Genomic DNA, 18,881 nt, shown 5'->3' with positions numbered 1-18,881 from the left:
CCTTGGTGCGTTCGGCCAGCTGATCGCGTTCGAGCTGAGCGAAAGCAGACATAACGGTGAGCATGGCCTTGCCCATCGGCCCGGTGGTGGCGATCCCCTCGGTCAGGGATCGGAAGTGGACGCCCTCGGATTCGAGGTGGTCGATGAGGTCCAGCAGCTGCCGGGTGTTGCGCCCGAGTCGGTCCAGCTTCCACACCACCAGCTCGTCCCCGGCGCGGGCGTGCTCGAGCAGCTTGTCCAGCTGCGGACGCTTGGCCTTGGTCCCGCTGACTCCTTGGTCGGTGTAGACCTTCAGGCATCCCGCTTCCTTCAGGGCGCGGGTCTGCAGGTCTGCGTTCTGTTCGACCGTGCTCACGCGCGCGTATCCCAGGCTTACCATCCGGGCCTCGTCTCATCAACTCGACAGGTTTTAGGTAGTTGAGACGGTAGCAAATGAGACAGGCCAATGAGACAGAATGGCACGTTCGCAGCATCGGCAAGTTGTCCGAGAATCCGGGGAAGTTGGATCAACCATGAAGTGCTGTCAAGAACCCAGCCTGGCGTCTCATTAAACGAACCTTTGATGAGACAGGGTGGCGGGCGTCCACGGCTCGGGTTCCGTGAGCACGGCCCCATCTGGGCCCAACTCGTCGAAAAGGGCCTGGCCTCCTCACCCGAGCACGGGCAACTTGCCTTCACCGTGCCCGGAATGGCCGACTTCATCCAACGCCAACACCTGGGGCTACACCCCGAGAGCAAATAGTCACGGGGGCGGCTGCCCGCGTGTCCGTTTATGCTCTTGACATGGTAGAACGCACCTTTGAGGGCAGTCACCTAACCACTAGCGACCTCGAGCAGCTGCGGGCGCGCCTGCCCGACTTGCTAGCTGCAAGCGGACTGCGGCTCAGCCCCGCCCCAGTGACTTTGGCCCGATCCGCGGACTTGTATTTCATGGCGGATAACGCGACCCCTGAGGCAATGCTGGACGTGATAGCAACGACCAGCGACCTGGTGTTCGCAGAGTACGAAGATTTCGACCCTCTCGAGTTGTTGCCTTCCGACGACGATGGTGACCCGGTAGAGCCGGCGTCGCACCCGATCGTCGATCGGTTGTTGAAAGCTGCCGCCAAACGCGAAGGGGAGCTTTGTCGGGTCACGTTGCGTTGGGCGATGAGCGGCTTGCTGTGTGAATGGATAGCAACCGCCGCATGGGTACGGGAACTGCGGGACGGGCTTGAGAAAGCCCTCGAAGCGGCGATCGCGGCAACAGAGGAAGACCGGGGTACGCAGCGCGAACTAGAGAAACTCGAGATCCAGCGTCTGACTGACCAGATGATGGAGGACCCAAATTTCCGGGCCACGCCCCCGCACAAGAGAGGAACGTTGGCGAAGGCTCTCGTACCTGAAATGTCGGAAGCTGACCCTTGGACCCAGGAACTGGCTCTCAGATCGATCAGGAGCCGTGCCAGCGACGAGACGATGCGACGGGACAACGATATCCGCTCACGCCTCGATGAAATCGCCGAAAGCCTAGTGCAAAGCGATGCTTGGTCGCAGGCAAGAACGGCAGCAGCGCAACGACAGGCAGCACTCCAGCACCTCACACGGGTGGCTGATGGATGGCGCATGTCCAATCAGCTCGCTGCTGACCTTAAAGATCGTGCGATGGACCTCTATCGGCAGGGCACCCCTACTCCTTAATAGGGTTAGTTGAGGGGGAAACATTACGTCGTTGGCGGAGTGGGAGTACATAGCGAAGACATTCTCGCGAAGCGGAACGACCAAGACTCTCCACCAACATGTGCGCCGTTATCGGTGGCGCCGATGAAGATTCTGAGAGAAGAAGCACTTAGCTGAGATGTTCAGATCATAAATTCGGGGCTGAGCACGGGCGGACGAAGATGTATGACCGGGGCCATCCGACTGTTCCTTTCGAACCAGCGTCCAAGATCCCGGTCTAAAGAGCGGGCAAGAAAAAGGCATGCTTGGTGGGCTTCGGCGATGGATATTCTCAGACCTTGCTGTCCTGGCATCTTCACGCCGTTAATGAGCGGTTCATGATGTGACACCCGGTTCCGGAGTGCATGGACCATTTGGACAACGTTTAGCATCCAGGTTCTGCTGAACTGTTCCGATCGGGATCGCGCCAGCGAACGTCCCCCAGGAAAGGCGTTCTTCATGCCGTTTCGCCATAAGGTTTCGTAGTCCGCGTTGCGTTGCCTAGGCGTTTTACCATCGATTTTTCCACCGGTTTCTAGGAGGTCTCTCCAAAATCCAAGCATTAGTTGTGCGACGACTCGCCCGGGCGTCCGCATAGCGCCAGGAATATCGCCCCAGGCGCGCCTGATGGAGTTCAAAGAACGGTCGTCGAGCCCGATGTCGACCGCATACCAATCCTGTCGACCAGCAAAGGCGACAAGTTGCTCATTCATGGAATTTCGGAGCGCGACCTCTAGGATGGCAATATCTGCGAGGGCGGCGGCGGCCAGGTCTTGGTCCCAGAGATAGAGGTCCAAGGCATTACAGCCGGCAGTTGAAGCTTCGTGAGAATAGGTGCTGAGTCTTTCCGGAGAGATCAGCCGACTTAACGCCGTGTTTTCATTGGGCGCGGTTCTGTACCGGTGGGACGGGCTGGACTGAAGGCTGGGCACAGAGATACACTACTTAACGTATTCCCCCATATGGTGCCTCTCCGGACTACCCGCAGGGTACGAGCCGTGAAGCACCGGGGGTCAGACTTATAAGTAACCCCACACCGTAACGGTGTGGGGTTACTTATTTTTAAATAGACACGGTCGCCCGCCGGTATCCATTAGGGCCAACCACGAGGCAGGTATGAGCTTCTAGCCTCCGTACCAGTCGTGGACAATCTTGCTCTGCAGCCAGTCACCGGAGCACCTGGCATGATCGACAACCGCTACATGCAATGCCCGCCATGTGCTGCGGCGTAGTCGGCGATGAGATGGTAAAGCTCGCGTACACGTTCGGCTTTGGGGTTCGTCCTGCGTATCCAGATCGCCCTAACCGGCCCTCCGCCGGATGCGGCAATTCCTGTTCAGCAGACCTAACTGCAGATTGTGTCTAAATTAATCGGAGCTTAGGCCTCGTATCCTCTTCCCCCAACACGGTTCTGACCATCGATGGCGTCCATGACAGCTGCTTGGCCAACCGTTCCATTGTCAACCCGCCCTCTTGGGCGAGTTCGAAGGCCTTTGACAGTAGAGCTGGGGTTTCTCCGGGGAAAAGCCTGATGGGCTGGTTCTGCAGGATTCCGGCGGCGCGCAACTGCTCGAGCTTTTGGTATGCCCTGCGCACGGAAGTATCCGATACAAGGCCTAGCTCCCGGCTCCGGTAAACAAGAGCTTTCTGGGAAACGCCCCAGCGTCGGCTAACTTCCTCCAAGGCGTTGAGCTGTATCCGAGTTGATAGCTCGTCGGCGATCTGGGCGGCTGGCGCGAGAAGTTCCGCTGCGAAGCGATCGGCTTCCTTCTCCTTCTCGACGTCGCCAGCCGCCACGTCATGATGAAGCACGAGGTGGCCCAATTCATGGGCGACGGTAAACCTCGAACGATAGACATCGTCAGCGCGATCGGGAGTTAGGATGACAAACGGCCGAGGGAGATGCGACGTGGAGAAGGCATCGACGCGGGCGACCTCATCACCGAGCGATGTCATCGAAACGATGATTCCATGCTGCTCCATCGTCCTGATGAGGTGACGGAATGGTCCCTTCACAATTCCCCAGTGGCGGCGCAGTTCCCGGGCCGCGGCTTCAGGCGTTGAGAGCTGTTCCTCGCCACCGAAATCCGGGAGGTCGGCGTAGGGGAGTTCGACATAGTGTTCCAGCGCATAGGTAAGTTCCCAGAGCAACTCAACATAAGTGACAGCTTTGGCTCGCTGTGAGACTCGGGTGCTCCTCAGACTGCGGAAATGGGCAGTGGATGCATCCAGGTGTGCGTGAGGCCGTCCGCCCGTAAAGAACCCGAGCGGGACACCGAGACTGTCGGCCAGCTTAGGCAACTGGTCAGGTCGAGGGGTGGTTATCCCGGCTTCGTACTGACCGAGTGCAGCGCCGGATATCCCAAGTGAAGTAGCCACGTCCTGCTTTGTCCGCCCCGCGAGCAATCGCGCTTGAGTGAGGCGACGGGGGTCGAAGGCTAAGGCCGCTACTTTCTCGGGGAAAAGGCTGGGCTGGTCGAACTTAGTCATTGTCTTCTTCAGCGGCTGACGGCAAGACGATTGGACGCTCGAGGGACGGAGTTCCCTCAACCGGTGTACGTGCGCGGAGGCTCAGGCCGTCGAGGTCGCCCGCATCGAAGGAATCCGAGGCGTCGAAATCTGACACCGGACGGAGCTGTCGCGCCGTTGCACCTTCGAGGTCTATTTTCTCGTAAAAGGAGTATTCGACCACGTCGTCGTCCCGCAGCTTCGCATACCCGTAGTACGCGGACAGCAGGGCATGCTGATTGCTGGAATAAGCCAACAGGGCCACGTGGGCATCCTCACCGACGAGTTCGCTGATCACCTGGCGCAAATCGTCGCCTTCGCCAGCTTCTGGCGCCTGAGCGTCAGATGAGCTGCCCTCCAGCTCCGAAAAGTCGAACATGGGCTGCACCGGTCGCCGCTCAAACAGAGCACGCTTCGATCCGGTCACGGACTCGCCCAGCGCCGTATCCTCAAAATGCGAGATGTGATCTTTCGAGACACGCCAGGTAAGGAGCGGCACTCCATTGAACGAAAGCACCGGATACTGACCGTTGCGGGGGCGGAACTTGTCCGCTCCCGGCAGCCCGCCGAGTTCTCTTGCTACGGCATTGGGCACCGTAATCCACATCAGGCCATATGGGTGTGCGGTGGGGAGACCAGTCGTGTTCTGCCAGGCCGCACATTTGTTGTGCGCGTCGACTAGCACGCCGGGCAGCCTCTCCCTGACTTCCGGACCCGAAGGCCCCATGACTTGCGCCGCCCAAACTTCAGCTTCAGAAGATGTCACCGTGGCCCCGTTTCAACTTTAGACTGACTTCCCTGCAAGTCAGCATACACTTTAGAAATTGTCTTCATATCGCCGGTTTTCGAAAGCGCGAGGGGGGACACAGGGTGACATGCTTGCGAGGGATGTTCCGAGTCGTTGAGGCCGCACTGGCGCATGATGCGATCTCTCAGGCAAGGCGTTGGCTGTGATCGAAGCGCCGAACACGTCCTAACTGTCGCGCGCGAAATCAAGGAAGCCACTGTGAGCTCGGCGGTGCGCATCCCACCGACCCTTGTGCCCGTCAGGGCGCTTCCGGTACTCGGCCCGGGTAAGTGTGAGATGAGTTTTGGCCCGGGAGATCGCGACGAAAAACTCCGAGATCGCAGCCTCTGGCTTGCCCCAGAAGGACTCGCGCTCGACACCAACTACTACGACGTGCTCGAATTCGAGGCCCTTGCACTTGTGGATGGTGAGGATTCGGATCGCGTCGGTGCCAGAAAGCCGTTTCACCGCGGACAGCGCATCGCCGTCGAGGCTGATCATTTTCTCGAACGAGCCCCGAGCTTTGTCAATCACGTCGGCCAGATGAGCACCGTGCTGGTATCCGGGTGAGAGTGCGACGAGTACGGGCCGCGACACCAGGTCGAGCAATTTCTCCACCCATCCGTGCCAGAATGCCGGGTCGGATTCCCTGTCCGGGAACGCGCGGAGATCGTCACGGGCGTCCTGGATGAGTCGTTTGAGACTCCTATCGAAGCGGTGGGCTTCATCCTCCGAGGCAGCGGGCCGCCTGGCAAGACGCATCAGCTCGGCGTAGGCGCCTGCCTGCCGTTCTGCGGCAATGACACGGATGAAGTTGAACATGAGCACCGCGGCGGGTTCAGCTGCGAGGTCCTGAAAGGCCTGCTCGTTACGGAACGGGATGCCGCGTGATGTGAGAGCCTGCCCCAACCTGGCCGCGTACAGGTGCGGTTGTTGACGGACCAAAATCCCGATTTCGGCAGGATCGCTCCCGGCGGCAAGCCAGTCCTGCACCTGTTCTGCGATGTGCTCGGCTTCGTCGTCATCGGTGTCGAAAGCGAGTACCTCGATGACGCCTTCGTCACCGGACAGGGTGGCTCCGTCAATGGCCGCATCGGGATCCATCTGCGCGATCATGCGGTTCTGCATTCGGCGCAGCCGAAGCGCCGACCTGAAGTTTTGGTACAGGGGCAGGGACTCGGCGGTGAAGTCGTCTGCATAGTCCTTGAGGATGCCGTCCAAGGCGCCGGCCCAGGCCATGATGCGTTGCTTGACGTCACCGACGGCGGTCAGGACCGCCCCCGATGGACCGAACGCCTTCTTGATCAATTCGTACTGGTCGCCGGTGGCATCTTGGAACTCGTCGAGGAACACGTGGCTGTAGGTTTGGCGGATCCCGCCACGTGCATACAGGTTCTTCTCCAGGATTTCCACCGCGAACGGGACGAGATCATCAAAGGTGATCTGCTCACCGGCAATCCGTTGGTCCCGGTCGATGCGGTAATCGGCGTTGAGGGCGTTCTGTCCGGTGAGGGCGGGGCGATAGTTGTCGATGATCCGTTTCGCGAAAGCATGGAACGTGAGGCTGTCGAACCGGCTCGCGAACTGAGCACCTGATCGGCGTCGCACGCGGTCACGAAGGTTGCGCGCCGCGTCAACCTTGAAGGAGACGGCAAGTATCCGTCGCGGGTACGGGCAGGCTCCGGTGCGGAACAGGAAATCCGCGCGCTGCGCCAGCAGCTCGGTCTTGCCGGCCCCGGGCCCTGCTGCGACCACAACGTTTTGATCCAACATCGTGGCTGCCTTCAGCGCGTTGGGCTCCAAGATGAACCCGCCTATCGGAGACCACTCGTCGGCGCGGATCATTCGGGCAACTCCGCGAGCTTGAGCCGCACGCAGCCGACGAGACGGGCGAGGACGGCGGGAAGGTCTTTCATAAGCGCGTCATCGCCCAACGTGGATAGGGCGGCGAGGTGTGTGGCGGGTTTGCTCTTCTCCCCGAATTTCTCGTGATAGTCGTTGAAAAGTCGCCGCAGCTCTTGATCGAGGCGCTCCTCACGGCAGTGTGACTTGCCGAGGACAGCAATGATGGTCTCGTCGTCCGGCTCGCTGGGGTCGACACTGTAAGCATCGGGGAACGCTTCGAGCATCAGCAGGTCAAGATCCACCGGCGCTGAGAAAAACACTCCACGGCGTTCTAAGGCGAGGATTGGGCCCGGATCGTCTTTGTAGACGGGGAATGCCTCGTCGTCGTTCCACTTGGGAAGCCCCGCGATCGCGTCCAGAGCAAATGTTCCGGGACTGATTTTATTGATCTGCTTCAGAGCGTTGCGGACGCGTCCCCACCCGCCGTGGTAGCGGCCGCTGTCCAAATCCAGCAAGGTTACGTGGGGAATCTGGAGCTCGTTGAGCAGCCGCCACAAGTGGTTCACGTGCCGGCCGCCGAGAGGCACGACTGAGATCGATGCATCATCTTCACCGATGCCTGCGGCAGCGAGCACGCGCGGCAGGACGACCTGCTCACTCGCACCCTCTCCTAACACGACCAACCGTGAGAAGTAGAGCTCGGGGTATGCCTCCACCGCTTCCTGGACATACTTCGCTGCTTCTTCGTCGTTCTCGGGGAGTTTGATGCGGTGCACCGTGGTCTGGCGGTTCTCGTTCAGGCGCAGGAAAGAGATCGATTCTGGGTCGACGCGGCGCAGGAGCGCGGGCGCATGGGTGGCAATGAGGGCCTGCACGTCGCCAGTCTCGCAGGCGCCGCGAAGTTGCCGGATGATCCGGCCTAGATACTGTGGCGCCAGGCTGTTTTCCGGTTCCTCCAACGCAATCACGGTGTGCACGGGGGGACGCAACTTGTCCGCGTCCAAAGACTTCTCCTCGCCTGCGAGCACTCGTCGGGCAAGGGACTGCCAAGACAGCACGAGGGAGATGTACAGCAACGATTTCTGTCCGTCGCTGAGTCGTTCGACTGGCAGTGGCGCGCCATCATGAGAGGGGGCGAAGGTGACGGTGAGTTGCCGCAACACCCCTTCCAGTTCACCGCGACCGAAGGCAATCGAGGGGTCGGCGAAGAACGAACCCTGATGTAGACCTTTCCACTCCTTGGTGAGGTGGACACCGACGCTCGACACAGCATTGTTCGCGGTGAGCGCCTCGGTGATCTTTTCGGTTAGGTCAGCGAGGGTGGCCCGTTCTTGTGCCCAATCCGCCGCGCGAAGTGTGCGCCCAATCAGCGATGTTGTCGTATAGGAAATATGGTCAGTTGGATCTCGACGGGCTGGTAGGTAGTGGACTTCGATATGGCCGCGGTCGTACCTGGTCATGGCCGCGGTCTCTTCAGGCTTGCCAGACTCGTCAGTACGCAGAACGTACTCGATCCGCTCGTCGATGACGCCGTCGGCAGCGAGCTCCGCAGTCAACCGGACACGAATCCGGGGCACTCCGTTCTCGCTGTCGATCGCCATATGCGAGAAGTTCGGCGGGATCGAGGCATGCTGGCCTTCTCGTGCCGCCTCGGGGAACTCGATGTCGACTTCGATCCACAGCGTCGGGACTTCCTCGTCCTGGGCCTCAGTCGGGATACCGGCTGCAGGAACGTGGAAATCGCTGAGTCGAATCGTACGTTGCGGAACGATGGGGCTGAACAGGCGCGACAAGGCTTCCAAAACCACGGTCTTGCCGGACCCGTTTGGGCCCAACACATAAGTCAGATCCGAAAGTTGGATCGTCGTTGGAGCAGGCCCGAATGACTGAAAGTTGCTCAGTCGCAATGCCGTGATCTTCATGAGGGCCTCTTTCCCATCTCCATCTTGTCTCCAACCACGCTCGTTCCTCGATGCTGGCAGGCAGCGGAGCCCTCATTCCGGAGAACATCCGGTGACCTCGCAGAAGAAGTGCGGATCGACCTCGAACTGCCTGTCCCCATCATCCTGCACGAGGACGAATGGCTCGGTCTTGCGCTAGCCCTTATGGGTCCACGTGGCTAGGAGGTGACGTCGGAAACCTCCGCCCAATTGAGGACGGGGCCTGAATCGCTTGTCGATGAGAAGGACGTCCGAACGTCAAGCCCCCGGATAAGCGCCCGTGCAGTCGGGGGGCCTACTCCTAGGCAGTGAGGGACGCAGGGGGCCGAGGTGGGAGGTGCCGGTACAGGGTGGTGCGGGTGATGCCAGTTTTCTCCACGATCTGGGCGATGGTGTGGCCCTCGTTGCGCAGGTGCTCCGCGTAGGCCAGCTTGCTGGGATCGACCACGCTGGGCCGGCCGATCCGCCGGCCCTTCGCGGTGGCCACGGCGCGGGCGTGGGCGGCGCGTTCGATGGCGTAGGTGCGTTCCATCTGCCCGAAGAGGGCAAGCATCACCACGGCCAGCTGGGACATCGGGTCTTCGGGGTTGGAGGAGTCCACCTTGATCGGGTCGGCCAGGTTCCGCACGCCGACGCCGCGGTCGGCGAGGTCGTGGATGAGGTTCAAGGTGTCCCGGACGGTGCGGCCCAAGCGATCCAGGGTGTGCACGACGATGACGTCCCCCTCCCGGGCCTGGTCCAGGGCGGCGTGGAGCCCGGGCCGGTTGGTGGTGGCCCCGGATTTCTTGTCGACGTAGATCCGCTTCCCCGCGATGCCCTCTTGGCGCAGGGCGTCGATCTGCCGATCCAGGTCCTGTTTCGTGGTCGAGACCCGCGCGTATCCGATATCCATGCCCACACTGTACCGAAAGTCGTATCTGTACGAGCCGCGCGGGATGTCCTTTTGAACCCTACTTTTTGGGACGGAATACATGGCGTGTCGTCGTCCTTGAGCGCTCCGGTGGGGGAGTGTCCCAGTTCTAAGGAACTGGGACGGCCTGATAAGTACTCCCGGCGGAGTTCCTGCTGAGTCAGATAGCTGGTCCAGACAGTCGCCGACAGTGTGGTGCGCCGAGACCTTGCCTTGTTGGGTGCGGACCGCAGACATGGAATCAACGCGCACAACCACTGCCTGGAGCAATGCGAAAGGGTCCCGTGCCGGTCGAGTGGGACGCTCAGCGCTGGGTGTCTGCGCCCGGTGACAGGGTGGAATGGACTCCAGGAGGCAGCCATGGACTTTTCCGAGGCCGACATCGGACCTCACCGAAAGTCAGCCCGGCACCCACCATGACGGTCCCGAGTTTGATGCACACGAGGAGGATGTCGCCCCAGTCGTAAGCCGGGATGACAGGGATGATGAATACCACCAAATAGACGAGCAAGACTCCGGCGGCTGTGGCGAGAATACCGACCGGCATCGCTTCGGCTGGTTGTGCCTTGTCCTTGCGGTGGCGTCGCCAGAGTTGGAATAGGACAGTTGGAGCACAGGCAGTAACGACCCTCACGAGGATCTCCGCCATGGGCTTTCCTTAGTTAATACAGGCGAAAACGAACGTAGGTCCGTACTGCACGCAGACTGCGCAGGCCGGCGACGACGTCCATCGTGACAGGACATGCTGTGGCACATGAAGTCCCTGCCCTGACTACAGACATGCTTCTCCTGACCCCCGTGGATCCCCATACCGTGTCCGCGGTACTACCTCCGCCTAGAGCGGGGTGGAGTTTGAGGCGGCCCAGGGTATACCGGACCCGCCCGACGCGGGACGGCGGCACCGGTCCGGCACTGCCCGGGACGTTACTGGGCCACGATCAAAGCTTGGGGTGCGGCTTGCTTCATCCGGGTGGCCAGCCAGCTCAACTGGACCTGGGTCTGGCTCTCGCATTGCTCAACCACCCGGATGAGCTCCTGGTCGCGCAACCCCTGAGCGGCCTGCTTGACCGCCGTCCAGGTGATGTCCACGAGACTGGCCAGCAAGTAGAGGTCCTGTAAGTCCCGTAACAAGCCCACGGGCCCGGTCCGGGTCTCGGACAGACCGCTGGCATGCAGGCGCTCGGGTTCGTCGACCTCCTGGACCTCCCCGTAGCGGTCCACGATCGGAGCCAGGGCCTTCTCGTGCGCGTCGCATTGATCGGCCAGAGAATGGCACAGGTAGTAGACATCCGGTTCGGCCCCGTGCCCCTCGGCGACCTGACGGAAGGACGCGGCCAGGGTCTTCTCGGACTGATGCAGCAAGCCGAGGTAGACGGGCAGCTTCATGACCTCTCCTCCTTCGTGGCCACGGCAGGTGGGTCGACGGGGGAGATCGTCTCCTGGACCTCACCGGCGGCCCCACCGACGGTCGCCGGAACGCGTCCGTCCCGGACGGGCCGGGAGGCGGTCGTGGTCGGGGCCGGCGATGGTCCGGTGGCGTCGGCGATCTTCGTGACCCGTACGGCGGCCACCTTGTACACCGGTTGCTTGGAGACCGGGTCCCACTCGGTGAGGGTCAGCTCGTTAGCCGCCCGGTGCCGTGACTGCGAATTAGTACCACTGGGGTCCTGGGTATCCCAGTAGCCGTAGTGGAACGGGGCGAAAACGGTGCCATTGCGGACATGACCGACCCGTACCGGCGCCTCGAGGTGCCCTCTCGGGGACTCCACCCGCACGACATCGCCTTCCACCACCCCCAGCTCCGCCGCATCGGCCGCCGACATCTCGACCCACGCGTCCGGGGCGGCCCGGTGCAGCTGGGCGGCCCGGTCGGTCTTGGTGCGGGTGTGGAAGTGGTAGACGGTCCGTCCGGTGCTGTAGCGGTACGGGTAGTCCTGGTCCGGGTTCTCGTGGGAGCCCTGGTAGGGGGCGGTCTTGAAGATCGCTCGGCCGTCGGGGGCCATCGCCCGGTAGTTGGTCGGGCCCACTGTGGCGCCGGTGGCCAGGTCGTGGCCGTAGGTTTCGCTGTAGTCCGGGTCAGTGGAGAAGACCCCGTCCTGGTACAGGCGCACGGTCCCATCGAGGTGGTCCTCGTTGCAGGGCCACGGGATGCCGCTGCCACCGCGTAACCGGTCGTAGGTGATGCCGGTGTAGTCGCAGGGCCGGCCGCGGGTGCATTCGCGCCAGGCATTGAACCCGTCCTCGGGGCCCTCCCAGTCCAACAGGGGGGTGTCGGAGCGGGTGCGGAAGTCCATCCGGCCGGCGTAGTCCAGGAAGATCTCCAGGTCGCTGCGGGCTTCCCCGGGCGGATCCACCGCCTGCTCGGAGAGGTGCACAGTGCGGTTGACGTTGGTGAAGGTCCCGGTCTTCTCGCCCCAGGCCGCCGCGGGCAGCACCACGTCGGCGTACTGGGCGGTCTCGGTCAAGTACATGTCCTGCACCACCAGGAACAAACCCTCCGTCTCCAAGATGTCTCGGATCCTGGGCAGCTGGGGCAGGGAGACCGCCGGATTGGTCGCCGAGATCCACAAGAACTCGATGGACCCCTGCTCGACATAACGGAAGATCTGCATCGCATGGGTCGGCGGTGCCCAGTGCGGGATCACCAGCGGGTCCACGTCCCACAACTCGGCCAGCTGCTGGATGTGCTCGGGGTTCTCCCAGTTACGGAACCCCGGCAGGTCTCCGTCCGCGCCCGTCTCCCGCGTGTTCTGCGCGGTGGGCTGACCGTTCATCTGCAAGATCCCGCACCCCGGCTTGCCGATCATCCCGCGCAGCAGGTGCAGGTTGTTGACCTGGCACGCGGACGCGGTGGCCTGGGAGGACTGGTAGAAACCCTGCAGCACGGTCGAGAGCACCCGCTCCGAGGTTCCGAAGATCCGGGCGGCCTCGATGACCTCATCGGCCGTCACCCCGCACTCGGCGGCCACAGCCTGAGGCGTCCACGATTCGATCTGCGCTTGCAGGTCCTCGAAGCCCAACGTGTGCGCGGCGATGTACTCCTCGTCGATCCACCCCTGGGTGATGACCTCGCGGATCAACCCGTGCATCAGGGCCAGGTTCGTGCCCGGGCGCACCGCCAGGTGCACATCGGCGTGCCGAGCGACGTCGGTCTGCCGCGGGTCCACACACACCACCTTCGGCCGGTCCGGGCCGGCCAACCGGTCCAGCACCCGCGACCACAACACGGTCTGGGTCTCGGCCATGTTGTGCCCGTACAGGAAGATCGCATCGCACTCATCGATGTCCACATAACTGCCCGGCTGGCCATCGGAACCGAAGGACTCCTTCATCGCCGCCCCGGCAGTCGCCGTGCACAACCGGGTATTGCCGTCCATGTGCGGGGTGCCCAACCCGGCCTTACCCAGAACCGCCAGCGCGTAATACTCCTCCAGGAACAACTGCCCGGAGGTGTAGAACCCGTGGGACAACGGGCCCTTGTCCTGAAGCAGTGTCCTGCTCCGAGAGACGAGGCGCCCCATGGCCGTGTCCCAATCCGACTCGACCAACCGCCCGTTCTCTCGCACCAACGGCCGGGTCAGCCGATCCCGGTTGCTCACCCCCTGCCAGGACGCAAACAATCCCTTGGGTCCGAGCCGGCCGTGGTTGACGATGTCCACCGCCCGGCCACGGACCCCCACCATGGTGTTGTCCTTGACCGCGATGTCCACCCCGCACCCATTGCTGCACAGCACACACGCCGACTGCACCCACCGCTCCACATCGGATTCCTGCAGTCCCTCGGCCAGGACCTGATCCACCCGCACCGGCCACCGCTGCCCGCGGGCAAACGGAGTCCGGGTTCCCCAGATATCTGCTATTCGATCCACCATGGCCGTACCTCTCAAAGTGCCCGAATCCTGCATTCAACGACCAAGGCAGCCCCGGCCGTCTCTGCACCTCACACCCGTGACGCTAACGCTCCGCATGCCGGGAAGAAACCCACCAGGAGCACCCGCCCGTGGACTCTCCGGCCTCATCAGTCCCGCCGGGAGGAGCCACCACCGCTGGAAAACCGAGGAAAGCCCTCAGCAGCACCACCCCGCCCCCGAACCCGAACGTGCCAGGTTGGCAATCGAGAGATAAGAAGCCGCGATGAAATCCGGGTACCCCCGGACTACTGCAGGGGAGGCGGGGATCCGGCGGGCACGTGTGGGACGTAGACCAGCGCCTACCCCACCCCTGGCAACACGACCCATAGCACGAGAACGCCCGGCGTCCCGGTCCGAGTCGCCGCGGAGCCAAAGGGCGGGCGTCCCAGCATCCGCGCCACCCTTGAGACCACGGAGAGCACCGCGGGACTGAGCCCACGTCTGCCGCGGGGGCGCAAAAGACTGGAGACACGTCCCGCCGCCCCTTCGCGATGACCACTATCCCACCCATCGTGACGGCGACGTCCATGGAGTTCTTCCTTCATGGCGACCACGGTGAAGTCCGCACCCTCCCGGACGGGCTCGACGGTAGCGCCAGGCCCGAAGGCCCCACTCGGAGACACGGCCACGCGCTCGGGGCCTGACGGGTCCTCTCCCGTGGCGCAGGCCAGCATGCCCGGTATGTTCTCCCCCCGCCCGCAGAAACTGACACGGGGCCGGAGATAGGCGACCATGGCCACGTGGAGAACGCCGGCAACAGGAGGTCTCATGTTGGAATGGCTTAAGGGCCGGGCGGGATCCGTGGGAGCTGGCGTCTATGCTGCGATGCTCAGTCTGGTGGTGCTCGCCGGTGCCGGCTCAGTGGGCTTGGCCCTGCACCAACCGTGGTTGTTTCCAAGCCTGGGTCCGACCGTGATGCTGTTCTTCGAATCCCCCCAGCTGGATTCCTCCCGGCCGCGCAACTCATTGGTGGGACACGCGGTGGGATTAGTCGCGGGGATCGGCGCCCTGTACGCGTTCGGGCTTCAGGACGCCCCCTCGGCTCCCGTGGGCGGCCTCACCGGAGCGTACCTGCTGGCAGGTGCCGTCTCGGTGGCCGTGACCACCTTGGTGCTCACCACGATCCGCACCCCGCACCCCCCGGCCGGGGCCACCACGTTGATCGTCAGCTTGGGCATCCTCACCGGGCCGTCCGCCTGGGTCCATGGCCGGGGCCATCGTGCTGACCACGGTAGCCGGCTGGGAACTGAACGTCCTGCTCGGCGTGCGCCCCATAGCAGCCACGCCGAAGGACTGAGCCCGGGAGCGCGGACCACCCTAGGCAGATGAGTCCCCAAGGCGGAATAGAGGGACTCACCCTCGAAGATGGTGAACACGGCCAGCAACACGACGTACAGCGCCAGCCCAGTGATAACCCATCACGAAGTTGGAAGACTGGTTGGAGAGCGCCTGTCCCTTGTCCTGAAAGCACGCCGGGTCCTCGGTATCCCAGTCCCAAGGAACCGGGACGCTTCAAGAGGGGCGAAAGCGGATGACGAAGACGTCGACGCCAGCGGAGAAGCGGGGGTGGGCACTGAGTCGATCTCAACTGGCAAGCCGTGCCAAGGACCACGAGCCCGGGGAATGCGCGCTGGCCCGTAAGGGCGTGGACGTAAATCTGACCGGCAGGCAGCTTCGCTGCCCATCGTGTTTTCCTCCGGACCGACCATGTCGTTGCCGTACGGCAGCATAACCTGCCTAGACGTTACGTGCGGCGACCTTACGGGGTACCTCGGACGGTAACTTCGGCGTTCTCGAAGGTGACATTAAGCATGGTCTCAATGTGCTTGTGGATCATGGTGGTCAGCTCCGCAGCTCGAGGCAAGTCGCCTTCCTCGGCAACCACGCAGTCAATGGCCAACTGCGGGGCGTCCCTCGGGCCGTCGATGCTGACCGCGGCATCATCGACATCCGTGGACGTCCTCAGACCTGAGGCTGCTGCCTGAGCGATCTTGTCTGCGTCGGGAACAACTTCGGCAGCCGGGCGGCCGTCGGCTTCGTCAGCGCGGGGCGGCAGGACTCCGAGTTCCGCGGGGTTGGCGGGTTCCGCCACCTCGTTCTGGGCACTCATATGACGTCCTCTCCCGGCCGGGGTGGCCCTTTCTCATCCCACCAATCGGTGGGTCCGTCTTGATAATGCACCCCTTGCTGACTCGCTGGGGTTACCTCCGCAGGCTAACAGCCAGGTCTCAGTCATGCGGCTCTCACAAGGGCCGATCGGCGTCCCGGCCTGGGGAAAGGCGTTCGCCGTACTCCGGCGGGCCTCGCCAAGCGATCCCAAGGTTGTGCCGGTAGATGGTGCCTTAGAACACGCTGCATTGATCCTGGAGCGGCCGTCCCGTGTCTGCCGCGGCGGGCATCAATGGTCGCGCCAGTTCCTGTTGGTCATCGCTCAGCGTTTCGGTTCGTGTCGCCATACCCGCGTTTCAGTCAGGGTCCGGCTCATTCGGAGGTATGTCTTAGTCATCACGTGCCGGCGTGCCGGTGTCGTGGTGCTCTTGTTTGATGACGGTGCCCAGTTCCGCGCCGTCGTCGGTCTTCTGACGGCGCATGCGCCAGTAGCGCCAGCGCTGGGCCGGGGTGGCCTTGGCCGCGGCCCGGTCCTTGGCATCCAGCGGGTCCTGGCCGAGCACGGGGTCGGGGCCGGCCTGGTAGCGGTCGGTCCAGACCTGGATCAGCGTCCAGGCCACCGCGGTGTAAGGCACGGCCAGGATGGCGCCGAAGATGCCGCCGGCGAGCGTTCCCACGGTCAGTGCCAGCAGCACGACCAGTGCGTGCAGGCTCAGGGTGCGTCCCATCACCACGGGCTGGAGCAGGTTGCCCTCGAGCTGGTTGACGGCGACGACGATGACCACCACGACCAGGGCCGCGACCGGCCCGTTGGCCACCAGCGCGACCAGGGCGGCCAGGATGCCTGCCACGGTGGCACCCACGATGGGGATGAACGCGCCGATGAAGACGATCACGGCCAGTGGCAGGGCCAGGGGGACGCCGAGGATGAACAGGCCGGCGCCGATCACCACGGCATCCACGGCGGCCACGGTGGCGGTGCCGCGCACGTAGCCGCCGAGCACCTGGGAGGACCGGTCGATGGACTCGGCCACCCGGGCGCGGGTGCCGTGGCGGAACCAGCGCAAGGTGAAGTTGGTGAACTTCCAGCCGTCCTTGAGCAGGAAGAACAGCACCACGATCATCAGCACCAGTCCGGTGAGGAACGTGGTGGCCGCCGAGAGCCCAGTGAGGGTGTTGTTCGCCAGTCCGCGGGCGAAGTCTCCGCTGGTGAGGAAGTCCGTGACCTGCTCGGTGGCGTCGTTGAGGGATTGGTCGTCTACGGGCAACGGGCCCGAGGTCAGCCACGTTTGCAGCTCTTCCCAGCCCTCCACCGCCGATGTCACGAGCAGGTTCCACTGGCTGCGCACGGCCACGATGACCCCGGCGAGCAGGCCGCCGACCAGCACGAGGATGCCGAGGAAGGCTGCGAGCGTGGCCAGCAGGTGTGACCAGCCGTGGTCTACCAGCCAGCGGACCAGCGGCCCGACTGCGGCGGCCAGGATCAGGGCGACGAGAACCGCGACTAGCACGGTACTGACTCGCAGGAGCAACCAGGCCAGTCCGACGACGACGGCGGCGATCAACAGCACGTGACCGGCCCGGGCCCCGGCCCGGGCGAGGGCGTCCGGGCGCGGGCCCGGTGGGTGTACGGCTGTCTCACCGGTGGTGCGGCCACCGGAGGGCTGGATCCCCTCAAAGTCCGGGGCCGTGGTGGAGGTATCAGCGGGGCGGAGGGAACCGTCGCGGGACTCGTGGTCGGACGGGAGTGGATCTTCGGGCATGGTCATCAGGCTCCTGAACAGTGCCGGGCGGTGGCGGACAACCACCCTATGATCCGCCGGCCAGCCGCCGCAGGCGTACCATCGGCACCGGTGCTGCCGGTACAGGTCCATGGGATTGGTGCCCATTTGGAGTGTGCTCGTCCCATGAAGCCCGTTAACTCACCCCAAGAAGTAAGGGGATGTATCGCCGAAGATGGTCCGTGCTCGCCTACTTTTCGGCTCAGACTAGAAACGACAACCGGCCATAACCGGTTCGCTGACGTCCGATGCACGCTCCCAGCGTCAGGCACCCGAAACCGCATCACGGCACAAGCGCATGCTTCACCGTCCAAGGAAAACACGCACGTGAGGCGCCGACCGACCCGAGTGTGGCATGACGCGATAGGGAACCGCACTGTGGTGGCTCTGTCCTGGGAGAAGAGGGGCGCACCGAGGGAAGAGATGACCGATGTCGCCAACAGCGAAGGACTCAGAAGGTGTGCTCACAGACTGGCCCGTTCAGCGCACACGAAAATGCCCTAACCGCCCGACTGCGTGTGGGTCGCGTCGCCGTCGCCTTCCGCGAACCCCTCACCACCAGGAACCTGGGCCGGGCCTGGCCCCTGACCGATGCAACTTTGCGGCTGACATGGGCCCGGGACTTCGCGCACGGATACTGTTCCCGGCAGTCCTGGAGCTGTTTATCACAGCTGGCCGGCCGGTTGGCCATGGATTCGGATTGTAAGACCTTGCGGTCCCTGTCAAGGCATGACACCAAGGCATGACACCAAGGCCTGACGGGACGGCCCGTGGATGATGAGGACTTCAACCGGCCGGGGCCGGATGCTTACGGTGGGTTCCGTGGCGGACCGACCCCGGCCGGTGCGTCGCTCCTGATCACACACCGAGTACGGAGGAAGCCATGACTCATCACGTGAGCTCGATGCTGGAGACCTATCCGAAGGAGCTGGGCAATATCGACCAGCAGAAGCTGGCCGAGTGCATCGAGGCCTGCTTCGAGTGCGCCCAGACCTGTACCGCCTGTGCCGATGCCTGCCTGGCCGAGGACATGGTCGCCGACCTGAGGCAGTGCATCCGTCTCAACCTGGACTGCGCGGACGTGTGCGCGGCCACGGGGGCGGTGCTCTCCCGGCAGACCGGGGTCAACGTGGAGACCACCCGGGCGCTGCTCGAGGCCTGCCGTGCCGCCTGCAAGATGTGCGGCGATGAGTGTGCCTCTCATGCGGATATGCACGAGCACTGCAGGGTGTGCGCCGAGGCGTGTCGGCGGTGTGAGCAGGCCTGCGCCGAGCTGCTGGCCACCTTGGGTTGAAAAAGGGGCCAGCGTATTCTGGATGATGCAGGGCGTGGTCCGGGGGCGGCGGGTTAGCGGGTCGGACTCTCGGCACTGTGGGGAGCCTGCCTGCCCTT

General features: G+C 63.3%; 16 protein-coding genes. 4 read left to right on the top strand and 12 right to left on the bottom strand.

Going from position 1 to position 18,881, the window contains the following annotated elements; all coding sequences use genetic code 11:
- On the bottom strand, positions 1-355 hold a 355-nt coding region (locus tag ABD134_RS15495; protein WP_344231159.1), incomplete at its 3' end, for a recombinase family protein.
- A 207-nt stretch (positions 356-562) separates the two neighbouring features.
- Here ABD134_RS15495 and ABD134_RS15490 point away from each other — a divergent pair.
- Together ABD134_RS15490 and ABD134_RS15485 are read left to right on the top strand one after the other, a co-directional pair.
- Positions 563-742 (top strand): hypothetical protein, encoded by a 180-nt coding sequence (locus ABD134_RS15490; RefSeq protein ID WP_344231158.1) that lies wholly within the window; start codon positions 563-565, stop codon positions 740-742.
- 41 nt (positions 743-783) lie between these two features.
- Positions 784-1,680 carry a hypothetical protein gene (locus ABD134_RS15485; protein WP_344231157.1) on the top strand — a complete coding sequence of 299 codons (897 nt, stop codon included), beginning with the start codon at positions 784-786 and terminating at the stop codon, positions 1,678-1,680.
- Positions 1,681-1,841: 161 nt separating this feature from the next.
- On the opposite strand, the gene ABD134_RS15480 is transcribed toward ABD134_RS15485, so the two are convergent.
- The 9 genes from ABD134_RS15480 to ABD134_RS15440 form a co-directional block, all read right to left on the bottom strand.
- A complete protein-coding gene (locus ABD134_RS15480) occupies positions 1,842-2,630 on the bottom strand; it encodes a hypothetical protein (protein ID WP_344231156.1) in 789 nt (262 codons plus the stop codon).
- A gap of 430 nt (positions 2,631-3,060) precedes the next feature.
- Complete coding sequence (locus ABD134_RS15475) at positions 3,061-4,188, bottom strand: helix-turn-helix domain-containing protein (protein WP_344231155.1); 1,128 nt, start codon at positions 4,186-4,188, stop codon at positions 3,061-3,063.
- Positions 4,181-4,801, bottom strand: a complete 621-nt coding sequence (locus tag ABD134_RS15470; RefSeq protein WP_344231154.1) for a hypothetical protein — start codon at positions 4,799-4,801, stop codon at positions 4,181-4,183. The genes ABD134_RS15475 and ABD134_RS15470 overlap by 8 nt, the downstream gene beginning before the upstream one ends.
- Before the next feature lie 378 nt (positions 4,802-5,179).
- On the bottom strand, positions 5,180-6,838 hold the full coding sequence (locus ABD134_RS15465; protein WP_344231152.1) for a UvrD-helicase domain-containing protein: 1,659 nt from the start codon (positions 6,836-6,838) through the stop codon (positions 5,180-5,182).
- The gene (locus tag ABD134_RS15460; protein WP_344231151.1) at positions 6,835-8,760 is read right to left on the bottom strand and encodes an ATP-dependent nuclease; all 1,926 of its coding nucleotides are present in this window, start codon (positions 8,758-8,760) and stop codon (positions 6,835-6,837) included. Before ABD134_RS15460 ends, ABD134_RS15465 begins: the two co-directional genes overlap by 4 nt.
- 319 nt (positions 8,761-9,079) lie before the next feature.
- The gene (locus ABD134_RS15455) at positions 9,080-9,670 is read right to left on the bottom strand and encodes a recombinase family protein (RefSeq protein ID WP_344231149.1); all 591 of its coding nucleotides are present in this window, start codon (positions 9,668-9,670) and stop codon (positions 9,080-9,082) included.
- A 322-nt stretch (positions 9,671-9,992) separates the two neighbouring features.
- Positions 9,993-10,337 carry a hypothetical protein gene (locus tag ABD134_RS15450; RefSeq protein WP_344231147.1) on the bottom strand — a complete coding sequence of 115 codons (345 nt, stop codon included), beginning with the start codon at positions 10,335-10,337 and terminating at the stop codon, positions 9,993-9,995.
- 275 nt (positions 10,338-10,612) lie between these two features.
- Positions 10,613-11,074 (bottom strand): hypothetical protein, encoded by a 462-nt coding sequence (locus tag ABD134_RS15445; protein ID WP_344231145.1) that lies wholly within the window; start codon positions 11,072-11,074, stop codon positions 10,613-10,615.
- Positions 11,071-13,560 (bottom strand): molybdopterin oxidoreductase family protein, encoded by a 2,490-nt coding sequence (locus ABD134_RS15440; protein WP_344231143.1) that lies wholly within the window; start codon positions 13,558-13,560, stop codon positions 11,071-11,073. The genes ABD134_RS15445 and ABD134_RS15440 overlap by 4 nt, the downstream gene beginning before the upstream one ends.
- 807 nt (positions 13,561-14,367) lie before the next feature.
- Here ABD134_RS15440 and ABD134_RS15435 point away from each other — a divergent pair.
- Positions 14,368-14,928 carry an HPP family protein gene (locus tag ABD134_RS15435; protein ID WP_344231141.1) on the top strand — a complete coding sequence of 187 codons (561 nt, stop codon included), beginning with the start codon at positions 14,368-14,370 and terminating at the stop codon, positions 14,926-14,928.
- Between the two features lie 430 nt (positions 14,929-15,358).
- Here the strand turns inward: ABD134_RS15435 and ABD134_RS15430 are convergent, their stop codons facing one another.
- Both ABD134_RS15430 and ABD134_RS15425 read right to left on the bottom strand, forming a co-directional pair.
- Positions 15,359-15,709, bottom strand: a complete 351-nt coding sequence (locus tag ABD134_RS15430; RefSeq protein WP_344231139.1) for a hypothetical protein — start codon at positions 15,707-15,709, stop codon at positions 15,359-15,361.
- A gap of 388 nt (positions 15,710-16,097) precedes the next feature.
- Positions 16,098-17,477 carry an AI-2E family transporter gene (locus ABD134_RS15425; protein ID WP_344231137.1) on the bottom strand — a complete coding sequence of 460 codons (1,380 nt, stop codon included), beginning with the start codon at positions 17,475-17,477 and terminating at the stop codon, positions 16,098-16,100.
- 895 nt (positions 17,478-18,372) lie between these two features.
- Between ABD134_RS15425 and ABD134_RS15420 the strand changes: the two genes are divergently transcribed.
- A complete protein-coding gene (locus ABD134_RS15420; protein ID WP_344231135.1) occupies positions 18,373-18,783 on the top strand; it encodes a four-helix bundle copper-binding protein in 411 nt (136 codons plus the stop codon).
- Positions 18,784-18,881 lie beyond the last annotated feature (98 nt).

It is taken from the genome of Citricoccus alkalitolerans (assembly GCF_039528175.1).
Lineage (GTDB): Bacteria > Actinomycetota > Actinomycetes > Actinomycetales > Micrococcaceae > Citricoccus > Citricoccus alkalitolerans.
Note: the sequence above shows the minus strand (reverse complement) of the source record. Positions and strands in the feature narration are given on the sequence as shown.